We start from the raw sequence: 17,842 nt of genomic DNA on the forward strand, positions 1-17,842 counted from the left end.
CGTAGAAACATGCCCTAAAAATTACACCCCCAGCAGGCCTTTAAACGTGACAATATCTATTACTCTATAGAAATTTCACCTTTGGTACAGCCTACAATGACGACCTTATATAGTATAAATCCTACCTTTTGATACAGCTCTCCATAATGAGGATGACCTTGATGATGCTGACAAAGTGCCTTAAGTATAGTACAATCTCTACATCCAATTTTGTAGGTGATTGATGATGCTAGTGCTTGAGCTGAAGGTTCCTCCATTCCCCCTGCTAGCCACGGTCGGCCATACATTATGGCCACCGGGAATTGTCCATGCAAGGCGACAATTTGATGTTTTTGACATTATTGTTTGCGTGAATGGCACACTTTATATGGAGGAAAACGGGATTCAATATGATATCCAAAAAGGCATGGTATTGGTGCTTGAGCCTGGAAAAATGCATCACGGCTATCGCCCAACCGATACCAATACGGAGGTGTATTGGATTCATTTTGAATACCCGCTATTGTCGAAGCCTGTGCTAGTCGATAAAAACAATTGGCAGCAGCCTCTGCTGAACAGGACGGACCAGGATACCGAAGCTCATCCAGGCATGGTGGATATCCCCAAATTTACCGGAATAGATTTGCGTACAGTCGTCCCCCTTCTGAAGGAGATGATAAAAATACACAGCGTCCTTTCAGCATACCGCTCCTACGAGCTGCAAGTTTTATTTGGCCGATTTCTCATTGAACTTCAAAGCAGCATGAAAAAAAGCAGCCCACAGGCCCGCTCCCTTTTTCTTGGGGAAAAAGTTGCCTCATATTTGGCAGATTGCTTAGAGGATCCCTTTGATTCCGTACAAATGGAGAACGACCTGCATTACCACTTCGATTACTTGGCGCGCTGTCTGAAACAGTATTCGGGAATGAGTCCTCTGCAATACAGGCATCATCTCCAGATCGAACGGGCTAAACAGCTCCTAGCGAATTCAGAACTACCTCTAATCCAAGTCGGTGAACAATGCGGATTCCGTGACAACAATTATTTTATGCGCCTATTCAAACGCCAAACTTCGTTTACACCTGGAGAGTACCGGAAGCGGTATCAGGTATTTCGAGTGGATTAACACAGGAATAAACGTCCTCCCAATCGAAAAAAAGCGCCGTCACCATTCAATGGTCAGGCGCTTTCCATGTAGAATCCAAAAGGGGACATGTTATTTTCTAATCAGCCAGTTTTCTGGAATAGTTTGGAGTTCCATCGGATGACGATATCGCTCTCCGATTTCTTTAAAACGGTCCAAAACATTGGCATCCAACAAGCCGCGCTGATTTGGAGCTCCATTTAATAAGAATGACACGTTATGGTTGTTCGCATCCAGTACTTTATCCAGTACCCAAGCAGTCGGTTTGAGTTCCACTGTCGTATCCGAAGTTCTCCAAAACCACGTTTCAGTTAAAATATTGCAGCTCGCCCCCGGACCTACAAACGATTCTTCAATTTCTTGACCTGCAGCATTTTCATAAAAAACGATATCCGTATGATCCAAAGTCGATTCACAGCTAATGTTCATCAATAAGCACTTAGGCTGCAAGTTCTTCACGAGTTCATTAATTTCTTCAAAAGGAAGATCCTCGTAATTAGGCCCTCCCCAATGTGCATTCCATCCGTCAATGATCAAAAACGGAAGGTCGCCATAGCTTGTCAGCAATTCTTCGATTTGATTTTTAATGAACCGCTTATCTTCCGATGTGCATTTTTTTCGGCCGATATGATGATGCAGGTCCAGCATAGAGAAGTAAAGACCTGCATCAATACCTTCCTCTCTGAACGCATCAAGATATTCTTTGACGACATCCCTTTTGTCGGTTGCATTGCGGATGCAATGCTCCGTGTATCGGGTAGGCCACAAGCTGAATCCTTCATGATGCTTTGCTGTCAGTGCAGCGAATTTCATCCCCGCGGATTTAGCTGCTTTCGCCCATTGCGCACAGTCCAACTGCTCAGGATTCCAGAGTTTTGGATCGAATGGGAATCTGCGAGGTTCATCATGATTCTCATGCCTGTATTCCCAATCCTTAATATCCGTTTCCGCAAACTGAAACGTAGCACTATTAAAGTGAATAAACATTCCGAATCTCTGATTCACAAACCATTGCTGTCGTTGTACCAAATCATGATTCTCCATATAATAACCTCCTCTAACTGTCCGGTGAATTCCCACCATCATATGATATCTACCACTTTAATGGATTGTCATCCTTGATACAGCTATCAAAAACGACATTTTAACATACGATTTCTACTTTTCTTTAGGGTTTAACCGGTTTATTTATTCTGGCGGCGAGGTATATAAATGAATTTGAAAAGAGAACCCGATTCTTCAAGCTGAATCAGGTTTTATACTTGAAGCAAATTACGCTAACGGGGCATGTTACAACCATTGTTAAGTGCTAATAATCATTAGTAATAAGAATGCTTGCCATACTTAACAATTAAAAGCTGCAGGAGGATTTATTATAGGGAGGGCTAATTTACAATGCATTATGACGTAATTGTAACTGGAGCAGGATCGATGGGAAGGCCTCATGTTTTTGTCCTACGACAATTTTAATGGTAAAATTCAACGGAACTTAAGGAGGCATTTTTCTTCTGGGCGTACTTAAAAGCTATGTCAGGAAAACTCAAATCCCTCATTTTTTCGATATCGTCCCAGCGAGGAACACTAGTTTCTTGACTTCTCTTCCCTGCTATACTCAACCACGCCTTAAAGAAATTATCGCTAAACGTAGTCACTATTTTTTCAAATACCCGATAATGTTCTATGCAATGGTTTTAATCTTTTATGATGATATTAATATTTCAATACTACTTGACATGTGAATTAATTATCGGTATAGTGTGAATCAGTTCACACTTCACATTAAGGAGGAATCTATGCCAAAAAATTCTTTCATTCGTTTAGATGAAGCAAGGCGCGAGGAAATATCTAATAACGCTATGCATCTTTTTGTTGATCATCTTTACGAGGATATAACTATGAAGATGGTTTTGGATAGTTTGTCCATGCACCCCGGAACATTTTATCGGTATTTTGAAGACAAAGATGACCTTTATTGTCTCTTAGTACGTAATGTGACCCAGAAAAGAGCTGCGTATTTTAATAACAGTAATGAAGATTCCCTTTACCGGTTTTTCCTTACTGGCTTATTTGGTAACGTTAATGGCACTGTGACTGAGCCATTGAATGAGCTGGAAATCAAACTCACTGAAACATTTTTATACATTCCTGAGAACGTTTTACTTAAAGTATATCTGAATGTGCTAAAGGGCGAGTCATTCCCCTTGATCAAGGACATTTTGCGCCGAATGAGGGTTGATGGATATCTCCGACCTGATATTGACGACGACCTGATTTCTTTTATGTTTGAGTCAATGCAGTTTAATTTAGTCATGTTTTATAGGGAGTTCAATATTAAGGACTCTACGCTGCAAAATAAGATTAGCAAGTACTTTACTGACTTTATGAGCCATGGGCTGCTTGAAGATCATAAATATTCTGAAATTGTTAGAGATTTTAAGAAAGCCAAGGAGTAGATATGATTCACTGAAGATAGGATGTAATAGTTTCACAGTTTTGAAAAGCGCTTATAGCGCAATGTATGTATTTCACATTCGCCACTTTTATTAATTAAGGGGGAACAAGAAAATGAAAACTTATGACGCTTTTCCAGAACCAATTGGCGGCTATACTGTCGGTCGAACCCAGATGGATTTTGAGTACACAGCATCAGATTACTCAAAAAGAGAATTGACGGCGTTTGTGTACTATCCGTCCGACAGTAGCGAAGGTAAGACTACATCAACGTACATGTTTCCTGAAGTCTACGAAATGTTGAATGAACAGCCACTTGTCACTGCGTATCTAAATGGGGAGGATTTTTTCTCAATAGATATCAAGACCCAGTGTTACGACGACCTTGCTCTCTCCGGGAAGGAAAAGCGCTATCCGGTGTTATTCTATGTTTGCGGCGGGGGCGGTTCTCCAGAATGGGGTACAGTGATCTGTACAGACTTGGCAAGCATGGGGTATGTTGTGGTAAGCATCGGCCATCAGAATAGCACGATGTATAAGCGTAAAGATGGGCGCCTGTTTAATGTATCAAAGGATTTTTCGGATGTCATTATGGCGTTTTCTGAAGATCCGGAGATGGTGGCGTTGGCTGGTAAGATGGAGATGCGGCCTGACGATGAAACTGCCATTGAGATGTGCCATAACGTGCTTACACTGCCGATACTTGCCAAGTTAACAGAGTATAGTAAATTACAGGCAGAAGATGTAAGGTATGTAGCCGATTATCTTTACAAACTGGACTCTGGAGAGCTGAATTCCATCTTTAAGGGCAGATTGTTGCTTGACATCGGCATGGGCATAGTCGGACATTCTTATGGAGGGCCTACGACGGCGATTGTTTGCCGGGACGACGACCGGTTCGCCTGCGGGATTGGCTTGGATAGCGGTGCGTTCGGCCTTCAGGGCAGCGACCTTAAGAAACCTTTCTTGCTACTGTTTTGTGAACCTAACTATAATATGAATGCGATAATTGGCGCTAACAATAGCATGGAAACCTATTATTTCTCTGTTGATCGTGTTGCGCATTTAGATTACTGCGACATCGTGTTTACCAGTGTTAATGAGGAACTCAGAGGCGAGCGGGATGCTATGGAGATGCGAAATCTTATTACAGACTATACGAAGAACTTTTTTGATCATTACATACTGCAGAAGGCTGCAAGTGTGGAAAGTCTGGCATACGATGGCGTTGACTTGATCAAGAAGACCAGCAACAAGTGACATAACCGAGAGGTTGCTGATAAACGAATGTCAAAGAGCTAGCCCTTTTCCCTCTTAGATTTCTTCCATCATCGTTTTATTAAAAAATAAAAACCCGTTGGAATTGATCATCAACGGGTTTTAAAAATTCAATTTTTTAACATATAGATCAACCGATTTTCGGAGTTGTTTATTCTCATCATCTGGTTTGCTCATGACTAACGCAATTCTTGTCATCAATTAATGACAAGAATTTGACCCATAAATAAAAAATCCGCTTTTAAAGCGGACTTTAATGAGACTATGTTCTTGTCTTCCGACTTAATAATGAGTCAAATTTATGAATTTCGCTAAATCTCAATGAGCCAAATGCGTTCTCGATCCTCTCGGCATCCTTGTCCAGCCAGATCCTTTTGAGCATTTGCTGCGTCGTTTAGTGGTTCGTCTCAGTTGACAAGCATCGGACGAAGAAGATCAGGGTCCGGCAGAGCTTTTTTATCGACTTTTCCGTTAGGGGTAAGCGGCAAACTTTCCATCTGTACCACAAGAGAGGGCAGGAAATATGCAGGCAAATTTCGGGCTAAATACGCCTTGACATCCGTTTCGGACAAAACCTGTTTCGCTACAAAATACGCGCATATTATCGGATTTCCACTCTCGTTGGCTTTGACGGCTACCGCGGCTTTCGAGATTCCGTAGTGTTCCAGTAGCCGAGCCTCGATTTCTCTCGGTTCCACTCGATACCCTCTGATCTTCACTTGATCGTCGATTCGCCCGATAATTTCGATATTGCCATCCGGCAGCCACAGGGCCATATCCCCCGTTCGATATAACCTTTCCCCGAGGAGCGGATGTTCCACAAACTTGGCTTCTGTCAATTCCAGCTGGTTCACATACCCCCGCGCGATACCATCCCCTCCAACGCAAAGCTCTCCCACTACTCCGATGGGCTGAAGCTTTAACTGTTTGTCAAGGATATAAGCGGAGGAATTGCATATTGGTCTGCCAATCGGAATGGCAGATTCGAATTCACGTTCGATCGGGAAGTAAGTGGAGAATGTCGTGTTTTCCGTCGGACCGTATGTATTAACCATCCGCAGATCGGGACACGTCTTACTTACGGCGTTTACTAGCTTCGGTGATAACGCTTCTCCACCGACTAGCAAGGTGTTCAACGTACGAAAGACGTCCGGATCCTGTTCGGCCAGATTATGGAACAAAGCCGTAGTCAGAAACCAAGCCGTAATGCGGTAGCCGATGATGGTTTCCTTCAATTTGAAAAGGTCTAATAGATCCTTGTCCTTCATCAAATACAAGGTAGATCCGTTTAAAAGGGATCCCCAAATTTCAAAGGTTGACGCATCGAATGCGATTGCGCCGGTTTGCAAAATCCGATGATCCATGGAAAAATTGAAATAATTTGTATTCCTCACCAGTCTTACGATGTTGCGATGTTCAACCATGACCCCTTTCGGTATCCCCGTTGATTCGGAAGTATAGATGATATACGCTAGACTTTGCGAGGTTACTGCAGATATCGTATGGGGACAGCTGTCTTGGTAAAGCTGCGTGTTGTCCCAATAAATTACTTTTCCTTTAAATGCAAAGTCAGGCTTCCAACTGGAAGGAGCCAGCAAAAATCCGGCCCGACTGTCCTCGAGCATATATTCGAGTCTTTCGCACGGAGAATCGGCTTCGATGGGCATATAAGCGCCGCCCGCCTTCAATATGGCTGTAAGCCCGACGATCATACTGACAGACCGATCCGCGACAATGCCAACGACGCTCTCCGGCTTTACGCCGAGATCCTGTAGTGCTTTTGCAAGCTGATTCGCGTGTTCGTTCAATTCCCGATAGGACATCTGATGGTCCTCGGTCATGACCGCCGGGTGATCAGGGGTTAAGCGGACCTGTTCCTCAAACAAGCAATGGACCGTTTTGCCGGAAGGATAGTCCGTCTTAGTTCCGCTGAAAGCCTGAATCTGTCTCTCCTCTTCTTTAGACAACAAGCGTATGTCGGCAATCACTTTCTCGGGAAAATCGGCTACTTCCTGCACAATACGGCTCAAGTGGTCGCCCATCTGCTCAATCGTTTCTTTTCTGTACAAGCGGGTCACATAATCAAGGTGTATCATGATAGATTCCTTCTTAGAAGCCGTCAAAGCCAGCTCAAACGTCCCCAACTGATCGGATTTCAAAGGAGTGGTATTGGCTTTTTGCCAAGTAAACGCCGCTTTGATGAACGGATTGCCGCTCAGATTCTTACGCATATTCCGATCTTCGAGTGCTTGCATCGTGGTACGCTTGACTTCTAGCAGAAACTTACCTAATGGCTTATGTACAGTAGGAGAATATCGTATAGGAAGCATCTGGCTTTCCAACGAATACCCAATTACAGGGTCATCCTCGCCGGTATATTTGGCAAGCAGGATTACATAACAAGCCATAAGTGCCATATCTACAGTTATTCCGAAATTGAACGCAAGTTCATAGAGTTTTCGGGTCGTTACAGAATCAAGGCAAAAACTAACCCGGCTTCCTTCATCGTTGGTCCATCCCCCCCACGGAAATTCGTCAATTGATACTTCACATGTCGTTTGTTCCATGACCATCAACTCCCGGATTATCGATTCATTAATGTCTGATTAATAACGAACAGAAGAATCGTCTTCGCATTCTGCGATGAAGAAGTATCCCCCCTCCTGAGCAATTATGACTGTGGCCTTGTATAGCCCCAAACTTAGTTTCTTCTTACAGTGAAGCTGGCCGTTGTTTTTTGGAACGTCAAAAAACCCCCTTTCTTCAAATGAATAAAACGGAGGTCTCCCGTCGTATTCGGCAACTGGCTGGCATCGCGGTCGCAGTAGATCCCGCATTAGCCCCTATAGCTTTGCGTCGCCACCTTTCGGTGGGTTTGCTATTATCGTACAAAACTGGTATTAAATTGTTAATCATGTTCATATTATGTATTCGTTTTACATTTACTGTATCTTGTTTCCAAATGAAAATCGATAGGTCTTTTGTTCAATATTGTCTTTCTAGAATTGATTTGTTGATATTGATAACCATCATGAAACTCTAGGTCTTGATAGTTAATCTTTACTAATTTTTGTTTTCGGCGACTTCACTCTACTTCACTTAACTACCTATTAAAACTATTTTATTCAAATAACAAGATATGTTTTACACACAAAAATTGATTAAGAACAGAGACATACACACGTTTTTGTCCCTCGACAGAATTCCACATATTTACGCCATTACTCTAATAGATTCAGTATTATCTGTCTCCTATCCCTGTCTATTCTTCTGTTATTACTTAGATATTGGATGTTGGCTGATTAAGGCAATTGTTCCTATTTTTGAACTTCGGACCTATATCTATTTACCTAACTACGACTACAGATATCATTGGAACCGATACTTTTGTTTCTTGTAATATAGGACAAAAATACCAAAGTCATTAGTATGTTATAACTGGTAACGAACTCTCGCTTCCGAAGAGAAAACTCTCATATGAATGTGGAGCTCGCTTTCCTGCCCGTTAGTCGAACATTGATTTTGCCAAATAGATCATTTCCTCTTTAGTAAAAACACTTTGCTGTCAATTTCAATAAAAGTACCATCCTGCACCCAGCGTAGTATCCCTCCTGCCCTTTGGGTGAAAGGGCAAATATAAAAATAAAGAATGGCAAGCTCACTGCCATTCTTTATTTGATGAAATATAGATAATGTGAGTTATAGATTACGTGACAACAACAAACTGCTCCATAAAGTTTTAAACTAACGTCTCCCGTTAGTTGAACAAGCACCTTCTCTTCTATTACAAATAATGTTCGAACTGCGAACTATAAATAACTGTAACTGAAGTAAAAACAATTAATATCCGAATTTTCTTAATGTATAGTTTGGATTATGTGTTACACTTTTCCTTAATAAAAGAAGGAGGTACAAGTCCAATGGTAAAAAAATAATAAGAGAAAATCTTAAATTATTTTAATAACTTTAGAATAAACATGTAGATTTTCTCTTTCATGAATGAATATATAGAAAAGAGGAAAAATAACATGTTAAATAAATTAAGTGATACTATTTATTATTTATCTAATCAAAATGATAGAGATCGACCAACATTAGGACTGGTAAGTGGTAACCGGTATAGTCTAATAATTGATTCTGGTAATTCTCCTCAGCACGCTAAGGATTTTTTACTAGAAATCGAAAACCTAAATGTACCACCAGTTAAATATGTTGTTATTACCCATGCACATTGGGATCATTTCCTAGGAATGAATGAATTTGATGCAATAGTTATAGTTAATAGTCAAACAAACGAAGTGATAAAAGAATGGCAAAGTTTGTCTTATGACGATAGTTCACTACAAAAGTATGTGACTTCTAATCAAATGAGTGCTATGTGTATGAAGATTATACAAACTGAGATGCCAAACAGGGACAGTTTTAAGTTGAAATCTCCAGATGTAATCTTTGAAAATACATTAACTATTGATTTAGGTAACAAAGTTTGCATTCTCGAATGTACCAAAAGTACTCATACAGATGACTCTACAATCATTTATATTCCTGATGAAAAAGTTGTTTTTTTAGGTGATTGTGCATATGGTACAACCACAAATTCTTTATTTCATTACAAGCAATCATTGTTATTGCCAATGATTGAAGACATTCAAAAATATGATGCGGAAATGTTCCTACTTGGTCATGAGTCTATCTGTGATTTAAATGAAATGAATATATATTGGGAAGAGTTAACAACAGCAAGTCAAGTTGTAAAGTCTACCTCACTAGAAAATGCGATAGAGTCCTTTAAGGCAGAAAATAAAAGGGACCCTAATGATAATGAATTATTTTTCATAAAAGCATTTGTTAATGATCATATTATTCAGTCACAATAATTATATAGATTACATCAATAAAATATAAACAGTAGCCATCTCATTAGAAATTTGAATGAGGTGGCTTTTAATTTGTCGATAATGTAAGAGCATTTCTCAATTCAAATGCTTCGTTTTCTTGTTCAACTAAACTGCCTGTTAACGTAACGATGGCAGCCGATTATTTTGGCCGGCTGCCGTCGTATCGTGATTGAGCTATTGTTTCCCGTTAGTTTAATGGAAAATTCAATTTGCTTCACTGCTTTGACTTAATTAAGCATTTATTAATAGGGCATACTTGGGATTCTGCTCAGCTCTTACTTCCACAAGCTGGTATAAACTTATTATAAGCATTTTATGAATGGGATTCGTTTTTACGGATACCTTTGCTTTCAGCGAAGGATATTTTCAATTCTATTAGCACAGAACTTAATACATAACTTTAATTCATTTAATCAGTAATTTTTTTAAGCTCAAAAATAGTTGCCTCTGATAACAAGATAAGCCTATCGTTATTAACAACAAAAAAACTTAAACCTACAGGTATTCTAAGTTTTGTAGAAGGGTCAATTATATCTATTGCTTTTACTACATCATTTATATTTAAGTCTGGGATATCTATTTTATATAATCTATAAAAAGAGTCAGAGTTATAGCATGTCGCTGTGATCTCATATAATGGATTTTTTAGTTCATATTGATAATTACTATAGTTTTTAAGTCCTTTTGATGAAAAAAAGTCTTTTTTGATTATAATTTCATCTCCAATAAATTTTTGCCCTGTTGGATATTCAGAAGCATCATTATATGAATTTGCAAATCCTAAAAGCTTCTCAACTTTCCAAGTTCCATAGAAATATTTTTCAGTTTTACTATCCAAATTTATACGTTCTACAGTACAATATTCGGATGTGTTTTTTGGAATAATAGACTCATCCTTTTCAGGTTTAGGCTCACTAGAAGTATTTGGATTTGATGTCATTTCAACATTTGCACAAGCCGATGCTAGCATCAACATTATCATAATACAAACCAATAATATTTTTTTCATATTTCACACTCCCACTATAAAAGTTATGTTTTCGCCTGTTTACTCGCTTGCAAACTGGAAGATTTGCTCAATAAACCGGAAGTTGAGTAATATTAAATCCTAGCCGTTGCGACAATCTACCTTCAGTATTTTTTATGGCCTCGTTATCTGACCTCTTGTTGAGTAGTATATATCTCCCTTTTTTTCTCATCATCAAAAATAATATTCAAAAGGTAACCGCCATTAAATAGATCTCATCGAGCCCGTGCGAAATTCGTTATCATGTTGTTTACATAGATTACCCATCTATGTAAACAACAGCCGTTTTATCAACTGCTTAGATGATTATATCAAATGTAATCCCTTATTTTGGGGGAGTTTTGTTATAACTAAACTGCCTGTTAGCTTAATGAAGTAGCATTGGGATTACTTAGATATTCATCTAATCGGTAATCGAACTATATTCTTGTCCTTGGCTCGGGACAAGAACTTGTACCGATAAAATAAAAAAGCCGCTAAAATAGCGACTTTCAATGGCATCATGTTCTTGTCTCCCGACACTGCAATAGCATATTCATTAACTTCTAAATAAGTATCCCTGCTCAACCACTTTTCAAGTAGTCCTTTAACTCAACTCCATTGGCTGCTTTCACAATCATTTTTGTAATCATTTTAAACATGCTAGTCATTATGAAGGGCACGCGTAGCATACAATCTTGCAAAATAATCTTGAACCTTGAGCTTGCGACCATACCTTCTGCCGCGGTGAGTCCGATCTTCTGGTTCTTCTCTACATACGCTCGCATCACTTGTTCATAGGCAGTAAATGCGTTTGAATAATTACCCTTCGCGGACTTGAGTTCACCGGCCAATACATAAGCTCCGACAAGTGCGAGGCTTGTTCCTTGCCCTGATAGCGGCGACGGACCATAGGCGGCATCACCAACAAGCGCAACACAGCCTTTGGACCATGTCGGCATATGAATTTGGCAGATTTCGTCAAAATAAAAATCATCGGCCTCCTTCATTGACTGAAGCAGCCTCTGAGTTTCCCAGCCGGTGTCACTTCCAAATGTCTCGGCTATAAGCTGCTTCTGGCTTTCCGGATTGTGCTTATCGTATTTCAAAGGTGCCGATTTGAACACGAACATTCCCTTCGCCTCAGTATTATGATGCGCGCTATACATCCCCACCGTTTTTCCAGGTATTGTATAGAACTGTTGGCAGTAGTTTAAGTTAAGGTAATTGCTCGTGGTAAAAACTGAAATATAGCAGCCCAACGTTCGCTTAAACTGCGATTCATCACCAAAGGTCAACTTGCGTACATTGGAGTGAAGGCCATCTGCCCCGATCACTGCGTCGAATGTTTGTGACTTGCTATGAGCAAATTGGACCTTGGCCCCCTCCTCCGTCTGTTGAATCGCTGTTATCGAATCGTCCCAAATATAATGGATTGTATCTTTGGTCAAATTGTACAAAATGTCTGTGAGATCATCACGCATGACCTCGATGTCCACATCGTGCACGTTCCCCATACTGGCCTCGCTTATCTGTCCTTTGATCTTGCCGATACTGTCTACAAAATAAACACCGGTCATCTGCGTGTCAGCCGCACGCACATGATGAAGAATGCCCATCCGCTCAAGAACTGTAATAGCCGCGCCTCGAATATCCACCCCAAATCCACCTCTCCGCAATGCGGGTGCGCGCTCCACAATCGTCACATGGAAGCCGTAGCGGTTCAGCCAGTAAGCGAGTGCCGGACCGGCAATGCTTGCACCGGAAATAAGAATCCTTCTCATATTCGTCATATTTAAATTCGCTCCATTCATCTTTAATTGTATATATTATAAACAGTATATGAAGTATACAATAGAAATGCAACAGAATTATTCCTTTTCGATAAATGTACTGCTGAGTACATTTTGCGGGGAGGGACATTGATATGGATGAAAATTATTAAGTAGAAGATTTCTTTTCTATTTTTTATATCCTTACTACATGACATTTTTGCTTCTTTTTGGTTATTCAATTATTAGCATTTTGCCTCCAATATTTGATTTGTTGTAAACACTATCGTTGTAACTATGTCGATTACAACTTGCGTATAAAAAAAGCCCGCATCGAGCTTTAATTACCTACCTTCTTTCAGCTTTATGTCAATAAAATCAACGATTTGCTGAAGTGAGGAAATTTGAATCATAATATGTTCACGTTGACTTCTTAATTGATCCACCAGTTCAGGATAATTGACGGAACCGGAGTCGACTGAGGCCGCCAAAAATGGCCGCATAGCCTCAAGCGACATTCCCGTTTTTTTGAGGCATGTTATTTGCTTAATTCTATAAATGTCCTCTTTTCGATAGAGCGATGCCTGTTTTCCTTCCGTTCTGCCTGAGGGAGCAGCATGATCTTTTCGTAATAGCGAATCGTGTCCTCAGAAATACCGGTTTGCTCGGCGACTTGCTTGATCGTAAAAGTTTGTTCTTCCATATATGTCCCCTCCCGAAATTGCCGTTTTGAGCATTATACATCTTGGAGCAGACTCCAAGTCACTCCTAACAAGTATCAACTGACCGTTCGCGGGCCGGATTGGATGACCGACCCCTACTTCCTCAGCCCGGGAGCCGAGAGCCTGCTCACCCTTTTTGGCGCAGAACACTCACTTGGAGGAATCGCTGGTTACGAGGTTAAGGAAACAACAGACGATAACCCAGAACGAGTTGCCCTGATCCAGAAGGTTACATGGGCTTACCTTCGACATGTACTCGATATTGAGCAATCCAGCTGGTCGGCAGTGAAAAAGACTTTGTCTGAGACGGCCAATTCAATTGGTCGAATTGAACCCAAATAAAGCTCTAGAAAAAGAGAGTAAGCTCCCCCGCCGGCCCAATGCCTGTAAGGAATCTCACTCTCTTTTTCTGATCAGCACGTTGATGTCACATATATTGAGCTATGCTGTCCAATTGTTTAACGAGGTTGCCCGATCTATTCCGCGGCAACCTTGTGATGTTTTAATGAAACTAAAGTTTCCCGTTAGAGTTGAAAAATTACATTATTGTCGGTACCATTCCCCACGGTACTAAGAGCTGCTTGTACCGGCAAGCTGCATTTGAATGCGCAACAAAGAGATGGCCCTGACACCGTGGATTTATCAACCGTAAATGATAATTTACTTAATTCGAATTGCTTTAATCTCCCTTGGCAAGCAGGTTAACGACCCTTCCAACCCAACCGGCGCTTTGCGCTTCTGGAACTCAGCCATTAACTTGAACATTCCCGCCAAGAAATTCATGGCTATATATATCAGATATTTTTTCCAGCACACGCTGCGCATGTTCTGTAAATTTCAAGTCCGCAATCCGATCTTTGAAAAGAAACACGCCGGTCTCATTGCTGTTTTTGCCCAGAGCTCCCTCATATAATAGGTTGGCTCCATGAGTAGGCGGAGAGGAAAAAAACTTCATAAACAGTTCAAACCCTGCGGTCAGTCCGGAATCTTTTCCTTTTCTTAGCGTGTTGTTAATGCCCGGGTCAACGCTGCGGATCTTGATGCCTTCCTTGGCAAGCTGCGGTGCGACGGCTTGGGTCCACAACGAAAGAGCCAGCTTTGAAGTCGCATATGGTCCATACATTTTGCGGAAGGTTTGGGGATGCTCCAATTTTTCGATCGTAAACTCCTTCGTAAATCTAAACACCTGCGATGAAGTGTTAATCACCGTTTTTAAGCTGCCGTTCTTCAACAGCCCCTTCAATTCCATCAGAATAATATAAGGAACGACCGTCAACAATTCATAATGCAATTCGCGGCCTTGTTTCGAATAGCGCAGCTCACTTAAGCCTCCTCCGGCGTTGTTAAACAAAATATCGATCCGCTGTTCCTTTCTTTTTATTTCTTCCAAAGAGTGTCTCAAGCTGCCATAATCGGTGAGATCCTTCACTTTATAGGCTCGGAGCCGTCCGTCCTTGAGATGATTTTGGAGGAATTTATCGTCCGCTGGAAAATCCGACCGGTTCAAAGCAACCACCTGCCAGTTCTCCGACAGCATTTTCCGGGTCAATGCCAACCCGATCCCGTTACTTGCGCCTGTAATCAGTGCAATATGTTCTCGTTGGTTCTTACTCAATGTATGTCCTCCTTCATTCAGAATTTCATCGGTTATATGTGCTCATCCGTCGGAGTCGGGCAGGAGAATCAGTTTGCCGTGGGCACCCCCGCTCTGGCTGATTTCGACAGCTGAACGCCATTCGTCGAGTTCGAAAGTCTTCGCGACCGGAATAGTGAACTTGCCGTCCGCTGCGTATTGGGCAAAGTCGCCGACAACGTCATAACGTGCGGTATGTAGTTCTCCATAGCTGGTGCGAACGCCAAGTTCAGCGGCTGCAACGAAATCGCTGACGGTTAGGACATGATGGGGATGCCCGTTGACGATTTGGACCAGATCTTTCAATGAACCGCTGATTGGCGCGGTATCCAGGGCGAGATCAACCGGCTGCTTTGCCAGTTCGGTCACTCGTTCGACCATTCCATCACCGTATGAGGTCACCAACGCCCCCATTGAGCGGAGCTTGTCGGCGTAGGTGGGACCAGCGGTTACGATCACACGGGCACCGCGCATTAGGGCAATTTGAACGGCTGCGAACCCTACCGTGGTGCCGGCTCCATGCACGAGTACGGTCTGACCCGATTTCACCCCAAGAGTATCAATGCCTCGGTAAGCGGTTTCGACTGCCATTGGCAACGCTGCTGCTTGAACAAAGTCGAGTCCGGTCGGCATGCGGAACCAGTAGTACATAATCGCTTGATCCGACGCACCGGCGCTCGATCCATTCATGAAATCTGCGGCACCCAGAACGGAATCGCCGATGGCAACATCGATTACGCCCTCTCCGATTGCGTCTACAATACCTGCCACGTCAAGCCCGATTCCGCGAGGCAAGGGCAGTTGACCGGCAAAGTGGCCTTGGCACGTCACCCAGTCAACCGGATTTAAGCCGCAAGCGCGTACTCTCACGCGAATGTGTCCCGGCCCTGGCTCTGGGATCGCCACCTCATCCAAGCACAAGACATCAATTGGTTCTCCATATTCGTGGAACCGGATGGTGCGCATGGTATTCTCCATTGTGATGTTCCCTCCATTTTGCTCTGATAAAATCGTGTTCTCTGTGATTTCGAACAGTCTTCCAAGGAAAACAGCGAAATCCTAAACTATAAAGTTCACTGGAAGGCAGGGTGTCATGAGGGGAAGCTATGCCCCCCTGCCCTCGCTTTAATAGTCAGGTATGCAAACTGAGGAGCTTAGATCTGGGAGCCGCCTCCATCGACAGGGAACTCAGCCCCGGTGGTATAGGTGGCCTCAAATGCTAGGAATGCAACAGCCTTGGCTACCTCAACTGGATCGCCTAAACGCAGCACTGGGATCTGCTGTCTCATCTGTTCCTTTGTCTGCTCGGCAGCTTCTTCCGGCATTGACTTTTCCATGATGCCTGTGTCAATAACGCCGGGACTGACTGCGTTGACTCGAATATTTCGAGGTAATAACTCGCGTGCCAGACCTCGAGTCATGGAGCGCAGCGCTGCCTTACTAGCTGCGTAAGCACTGAGCATTGGGAGACCCACTACATTCACGATTGAGGTGGTAAGGACTACCCCGCTACCTGAGCCTAGCAACGGAGCGAGTTTCTGCACGGTAAAGTACGGTCCTTTGGCATTGATTGTAAGTATCTCGTCGTACTTTTCTTCTGTCATTGTCTCGAAAGGGACAAACCCCGTGACCCCAGCGTTAACGAACAGGGCATCTATTGTTCCAAATTCAGCCTCCACTCGATTGGCTAATGCGGCGATCTCCTTCAATGAGGCGGCATCGCTTAAGACCGCGATCGCGTTGTTTCCGAGTTGTTCACGAGCCGCATCCAGCGTCGCCTGAGTACGTCCAGTAATCAGAACGTGTGCGCCTTCATCCACTAGCAACTTCGCCGTCGCAAGGCCAATTCCGCTGCTACCTCCCGTGATCACGACCTTTTTGTCAGAGAATTTACCCTTACTGAATGGTTCCATTAAAATCGTCCTCCCTTTGTATAATCCGTAATCGGATGATTAGGTACAGGAGCGATTATATAGCAATAAATTTAACAAGTAAACAAATTTAATTAAATTAGTTCATTTAATTAATTTCGTGCATAAAGAGCAGCAAATTTGTTATAATGTTTTTTATAGGCATCAAAGGGAGGTACTTATCCGTGAGAAAAGCTGTGAGTGTAGATACATATGTGGAAAAAATAAAACCCATTATAAGAAAAACAAAGTTCAGCCAACTGAAAGTCGACGATCTCGCAAAATATATGGATATTAGCAAAGTGACACTCTATAAGCATTTTTCCTCCAAAGACGACATCATCGAACAAGTCGTGGATTATTACATTGATTATTCGAAGAAGGCTGACATCGTTGTTAAAGACGATTCCGTCTCTTTTTTGGATCGTTTTCAATTAACATTTTTACAATCTTTGATGTGTGCCGCGTTTATCTCTGATTTGTTCTTGCAAGATCTTAAGGAATTTTATCCACACCATTTTGAGAATCTGTCCGTTGCCCTACAAAATCGGAATAAAAGCTTACAAACTTTTTTTGAATCCGGTATGGAGCAACAGATTTTCAACAAATTGAATGCCGTGTTGTTTATGGTTCAAGATGACGCTGTGCTGCGACGCTTTATCGAGCCGTCATTTTCGATTCAGTATGATATCACTTTGAAACAAGCGATTATGGATTTCTACTACATGAAGCAGTACCAATTGCTAAAACCTGAATATCTGAAGATCGTAGATAATTCCAATATTGAAATGAAGATCGTTCATATTTTGCAAGCCATTTCATAAGTGAAGCGTCCATATCCGATTCCGTTGTGAACTACATTGCTAGACGTCTTCCCATAAGAGTTGAGTGTTACGCTGAACGTGAACAGACGAAGCATAAGCACCTTGACGAATGTAAACTTCCATGATAGCTGGGGGCGGATGCTAAAACTAAACAACGAATAAAAGTTTCAGTTCATAATCAGTAATTATCCTACAGACAATCATGCCGCTCCGAGGCACCTTGAC

The 17,842-nt window shown here is 42.0% G+C and carries 12 protein-coding genes, 1 pseudogene and 1 riboswitch; of the genes and pseudogenes, 5 read left to right on the forward strand and 8 right to left on the reverse strand.

Annotated features, from left to right (window positions below; genetic code table 11):
* Positions 1–226: 226 nt before the first annotated feature.
* Entirely contained in the window at positions 227–1,105 is an 879-nt protein-coding gene (locus tag ABEW73_RS29430) for an AraC family transcriptional regulator (RefSeq protein ID WP_430171548.1), read from the forward strand.
* Positions 1,106–1,195: 90 nt separating this feature from the next.
* On the opposite strand, the gene ABEW73_RS29435 is transcribed toward ABEW73_RS29430, so the two are convergent.
* Positions 1,196–2,167 (reverse strand): alpha-L-fucosidase, encoded by a 972-nt coding sequence (locus ABEW73_RS29435; RefSeq protein ID WP_430171546.1) that lies wholly within the window; start codon positions 2,165–2,167, stop codon positions 1,196–1,198.
* Between the two features lie 749 nt (positions 2,168–2,916).
* On the opposite strand from ABEW73_RS29435, the gene ABEW73_RS29440 reads away from it, so the two are divergent.
* Together ABEW73_RS29440 and ABEW73_RS29445 are read left to right on the forward strand one after the other, a co-directional pair.
* A complete protein-coding gene (locus ABEW73_RS29440) occupies positions 2,917–3,576 on the forward strand; it encodes a TetR/AcrR family transcriptional regulator (protein ID WP_430171544.1) in 660 nt (219 codons plus the stop codon).
* A gap of 112 nt (positions 3,577–3,688) precedes the next feature.
* Positions 3,689–4,834 (forward strand): choline esterase, encoded by a 1,146-nt coding sequence (locus ABEW73_RS29445; RefSeq protein ID WP_430171542.1) that lies wholly within the window; start codon positions 3,689–3,691, stop codon positions 4,832–4,834.
* A 425-nt stretch (positions 4,835–5,259) separates the two neighbouring features.
* Here ABEW73_RS29445 and ABEW73_RS29450 read toward each other — a convergent pair whose 3' ends face one another.
* Positions 5,260–7,419, reverse strand: coding sequence for a non-ribosomal peptide synthetase (locus tag ABEW73_RS29450; protein ID WP_430171540.1), 2,160 nt, complete (start codon positions 7,417–7,419; stop codon positions 5,260–5,262).
* Positions 7,420–7,647: 228 nt separating this feature from the next.
* Positions 7,648–7,742, reverse strand: a riboswitch (cyclic di-GMP riboswitch).
* A 1,138-nt stretch (positions 7,743–8,880) separates the two neighbouring features.
* Between ABEW73_RS29450 and ABEW73_RS29455 the strand changes: the two genes are divergently transcribed.
* Entirely contained in the window at positions 8,881–9,729 is an 849-nt protein-coding gene (locus ABEW73_RS29455) for an MBL fold metallo-hydrolase (RefSeq protein ID WP_430171538.1), read from the forward strand.
* Positions 9,730–10,159: 430 nt separating this feature from the next.
* Here ABEW73_RS29455 and ABEW73_RS29460 read toward each other — a convergent pair whose 3' ends face one another.
* The 6 genes and pseudogenes from ABEW73_RS29460 to ABEW73_RS29485 all read right to left on the reverse strand — a co-directional run bounded on the left by ABEW73_RS29460 (position 10,160) and on the right by ABEW73_RS29485 (position 16,796).
* Positions 10,160–10,759: a hypothetical protein gene (locus ABEW73_RS29460; RefSeq protein WP_430171536.1), complete on the reverse strand. Its 600-nt coding sequence runs from the start codon at positions 10,757–10,759 to the stop codon at positions 10,160–10,162.
* A gap of 581 nt (positions 10,760–11,340) precedes the next feature.
* Positions 11,341–12,549 carry an FAD-dependent monooxygenase gene (locus ABEW73_RS29465; protein WP_430171534.1) on the reverse strand — a complete coding sequence of 403 codons (1,209 nt, stop codon included), beginning with the start codon at positions 12,547–12,549 and terminating at the stop codon, positions 11,341–11,343.
* Between the two features lie 326 nt (positions 12,550–12,875).
* Positions 12,876–13,231, reverse strand: a pseudogene (locus ABEW73_RS29470) (MerR family transcriptional regulator); the annotation flags it as partial.
* 764 nt (positions 13,232–13,995) lie between these two features.
* On the reverse strand, positions 13,996–14,865 hold the full coding sequence (locus ABEW73_RS29475) for an SDR family NAD(P)-dependent oxidoreductase (RefSeq protein WP_430171532.1): 870 nt from the start codon (positions 14,863–14,865) through the stop codon (positions 13,996–13,998).
* 42 nt (positions 14,866–14,907) lie between these two features.
* On the reverse strand, positions 14,908–15,861 hold the full coding sequence (locus ABEW73_RS29480; RefSeq protein ID WP_430206413.1) for an NADP-dependent oxidoreductase: 954 nt from the start codon (positions 15,859–15,861) through the stop codon (positions 14,908–14,910).
* A 176-nt stretch (positions 15,862–16,037) separates the two neighbouring features.
* The gene (locus ABEW73_RS29485; protein ID WP_430171530.1) at positions 16,038–16,796 is read right to left on the reverse strand and encodes an SDR family oxidoreductase; all 759 of its coding nucleotides are present in this window, start codon (positions 16,794–16,796) and stop codon (positions 16,038–16,040) included.
* A gap of 182 nt (positions 16,797–16,978) precedes the next feature.
* Between ABEW73_RS29485 and ABEW73_RS29490 the strand changes: the two genes are divergently transcribed.
* On the forward strand, positions 16,979–17,617 hold the full coding sequence (locus ABEW73_RS29490; protein WP_430171529.1) for a TetR/AcrR family transcriptional regulator: 639 nt from the start codon (positions 16,979–16,981) through the stop codon (positions 17,615–17,617).
* The last annotated feature ends 225 nt before the right edge of the window (positions 17,618–17,842 follow it).

The organism is Paenibacillus lautus, from assembly GCF_050482385.1.
GTDB lineage: Bacteria > Bacillota > Bacilli > Paenibacillales > Paenibacillaceae > Paenibacillus_AQ > Paenibacillus_AQ lautus_B.

Coding starts and splice junctions, on each gene's coding strand:
- ABEW73_RS29450 (WP_430171540.1), bottom strand. CDS start 7,419: ATGGAACAAACGACATGTGAAGTATCAATTGACGAATTTCCGTGGGGG.
- ABEW73_RS29485 (WP_430171530.1), bottom strand. CDS start 16,796: ATGGAACCATTCAGTAAGGGTAAATTCTCTGACAAAAAGGTCGTGATC.
- ABEW73_RS29455 (WP_430171538.1), top strand. CDS start 8,881: ATGTTAAATAAATTAAGTGATACTATTTATTATTTATCTAATCAAAAT.
- ABEW73_RS29480 (WP_430206413.1), bottom strand. CDS start 15,861: ATGGAGAATACCATGCGCACCATCCGGTTCCACGAATATGGAGAACCA.
- ABEW73_RS29460 (WP_430171536.1), bottom strand. CDS start 10,759: ATGAAAAAAATATTATTGGTTTGTATTATGATAATGTTGATGCTAGCA.
- ABEW73_RS29465 (WP_430171534.1), bottom strand. CDS start 12,549: ATGACGAATATGAGAAGGATTCTTATTTCCGGTGCAAGCATTGCCGGT.
- ABEW73_RS29445 (WP_430171542.1), top strand. CDS start 3,689: ATGAAAACTTATGACGCTTTTCCAGAACCAATTGGCGGCTATACTGTC.
- ABEW73_RS29430 (WP_430171548.1), top strand. CDS start 227: ATGCTAGTGCTTGAGCTGAAGGTTCCTCCATTCCCCCTGCTAGCCACG.
- ABEW73_RS29435 (WP_430171546.1), bottom strand. CDS start 2,167: ATGGAGAATCATGATTTGGTACAACGACAGCAATGGTTTGTGAATCAG.
- ABEW73_RS29440 (WP_430171544.1), top strand. CDS start 2,917: ATGCCAAAAAATTCTTTCATTCGTTTAGATGAAGCAAGGCGCGAGGAA.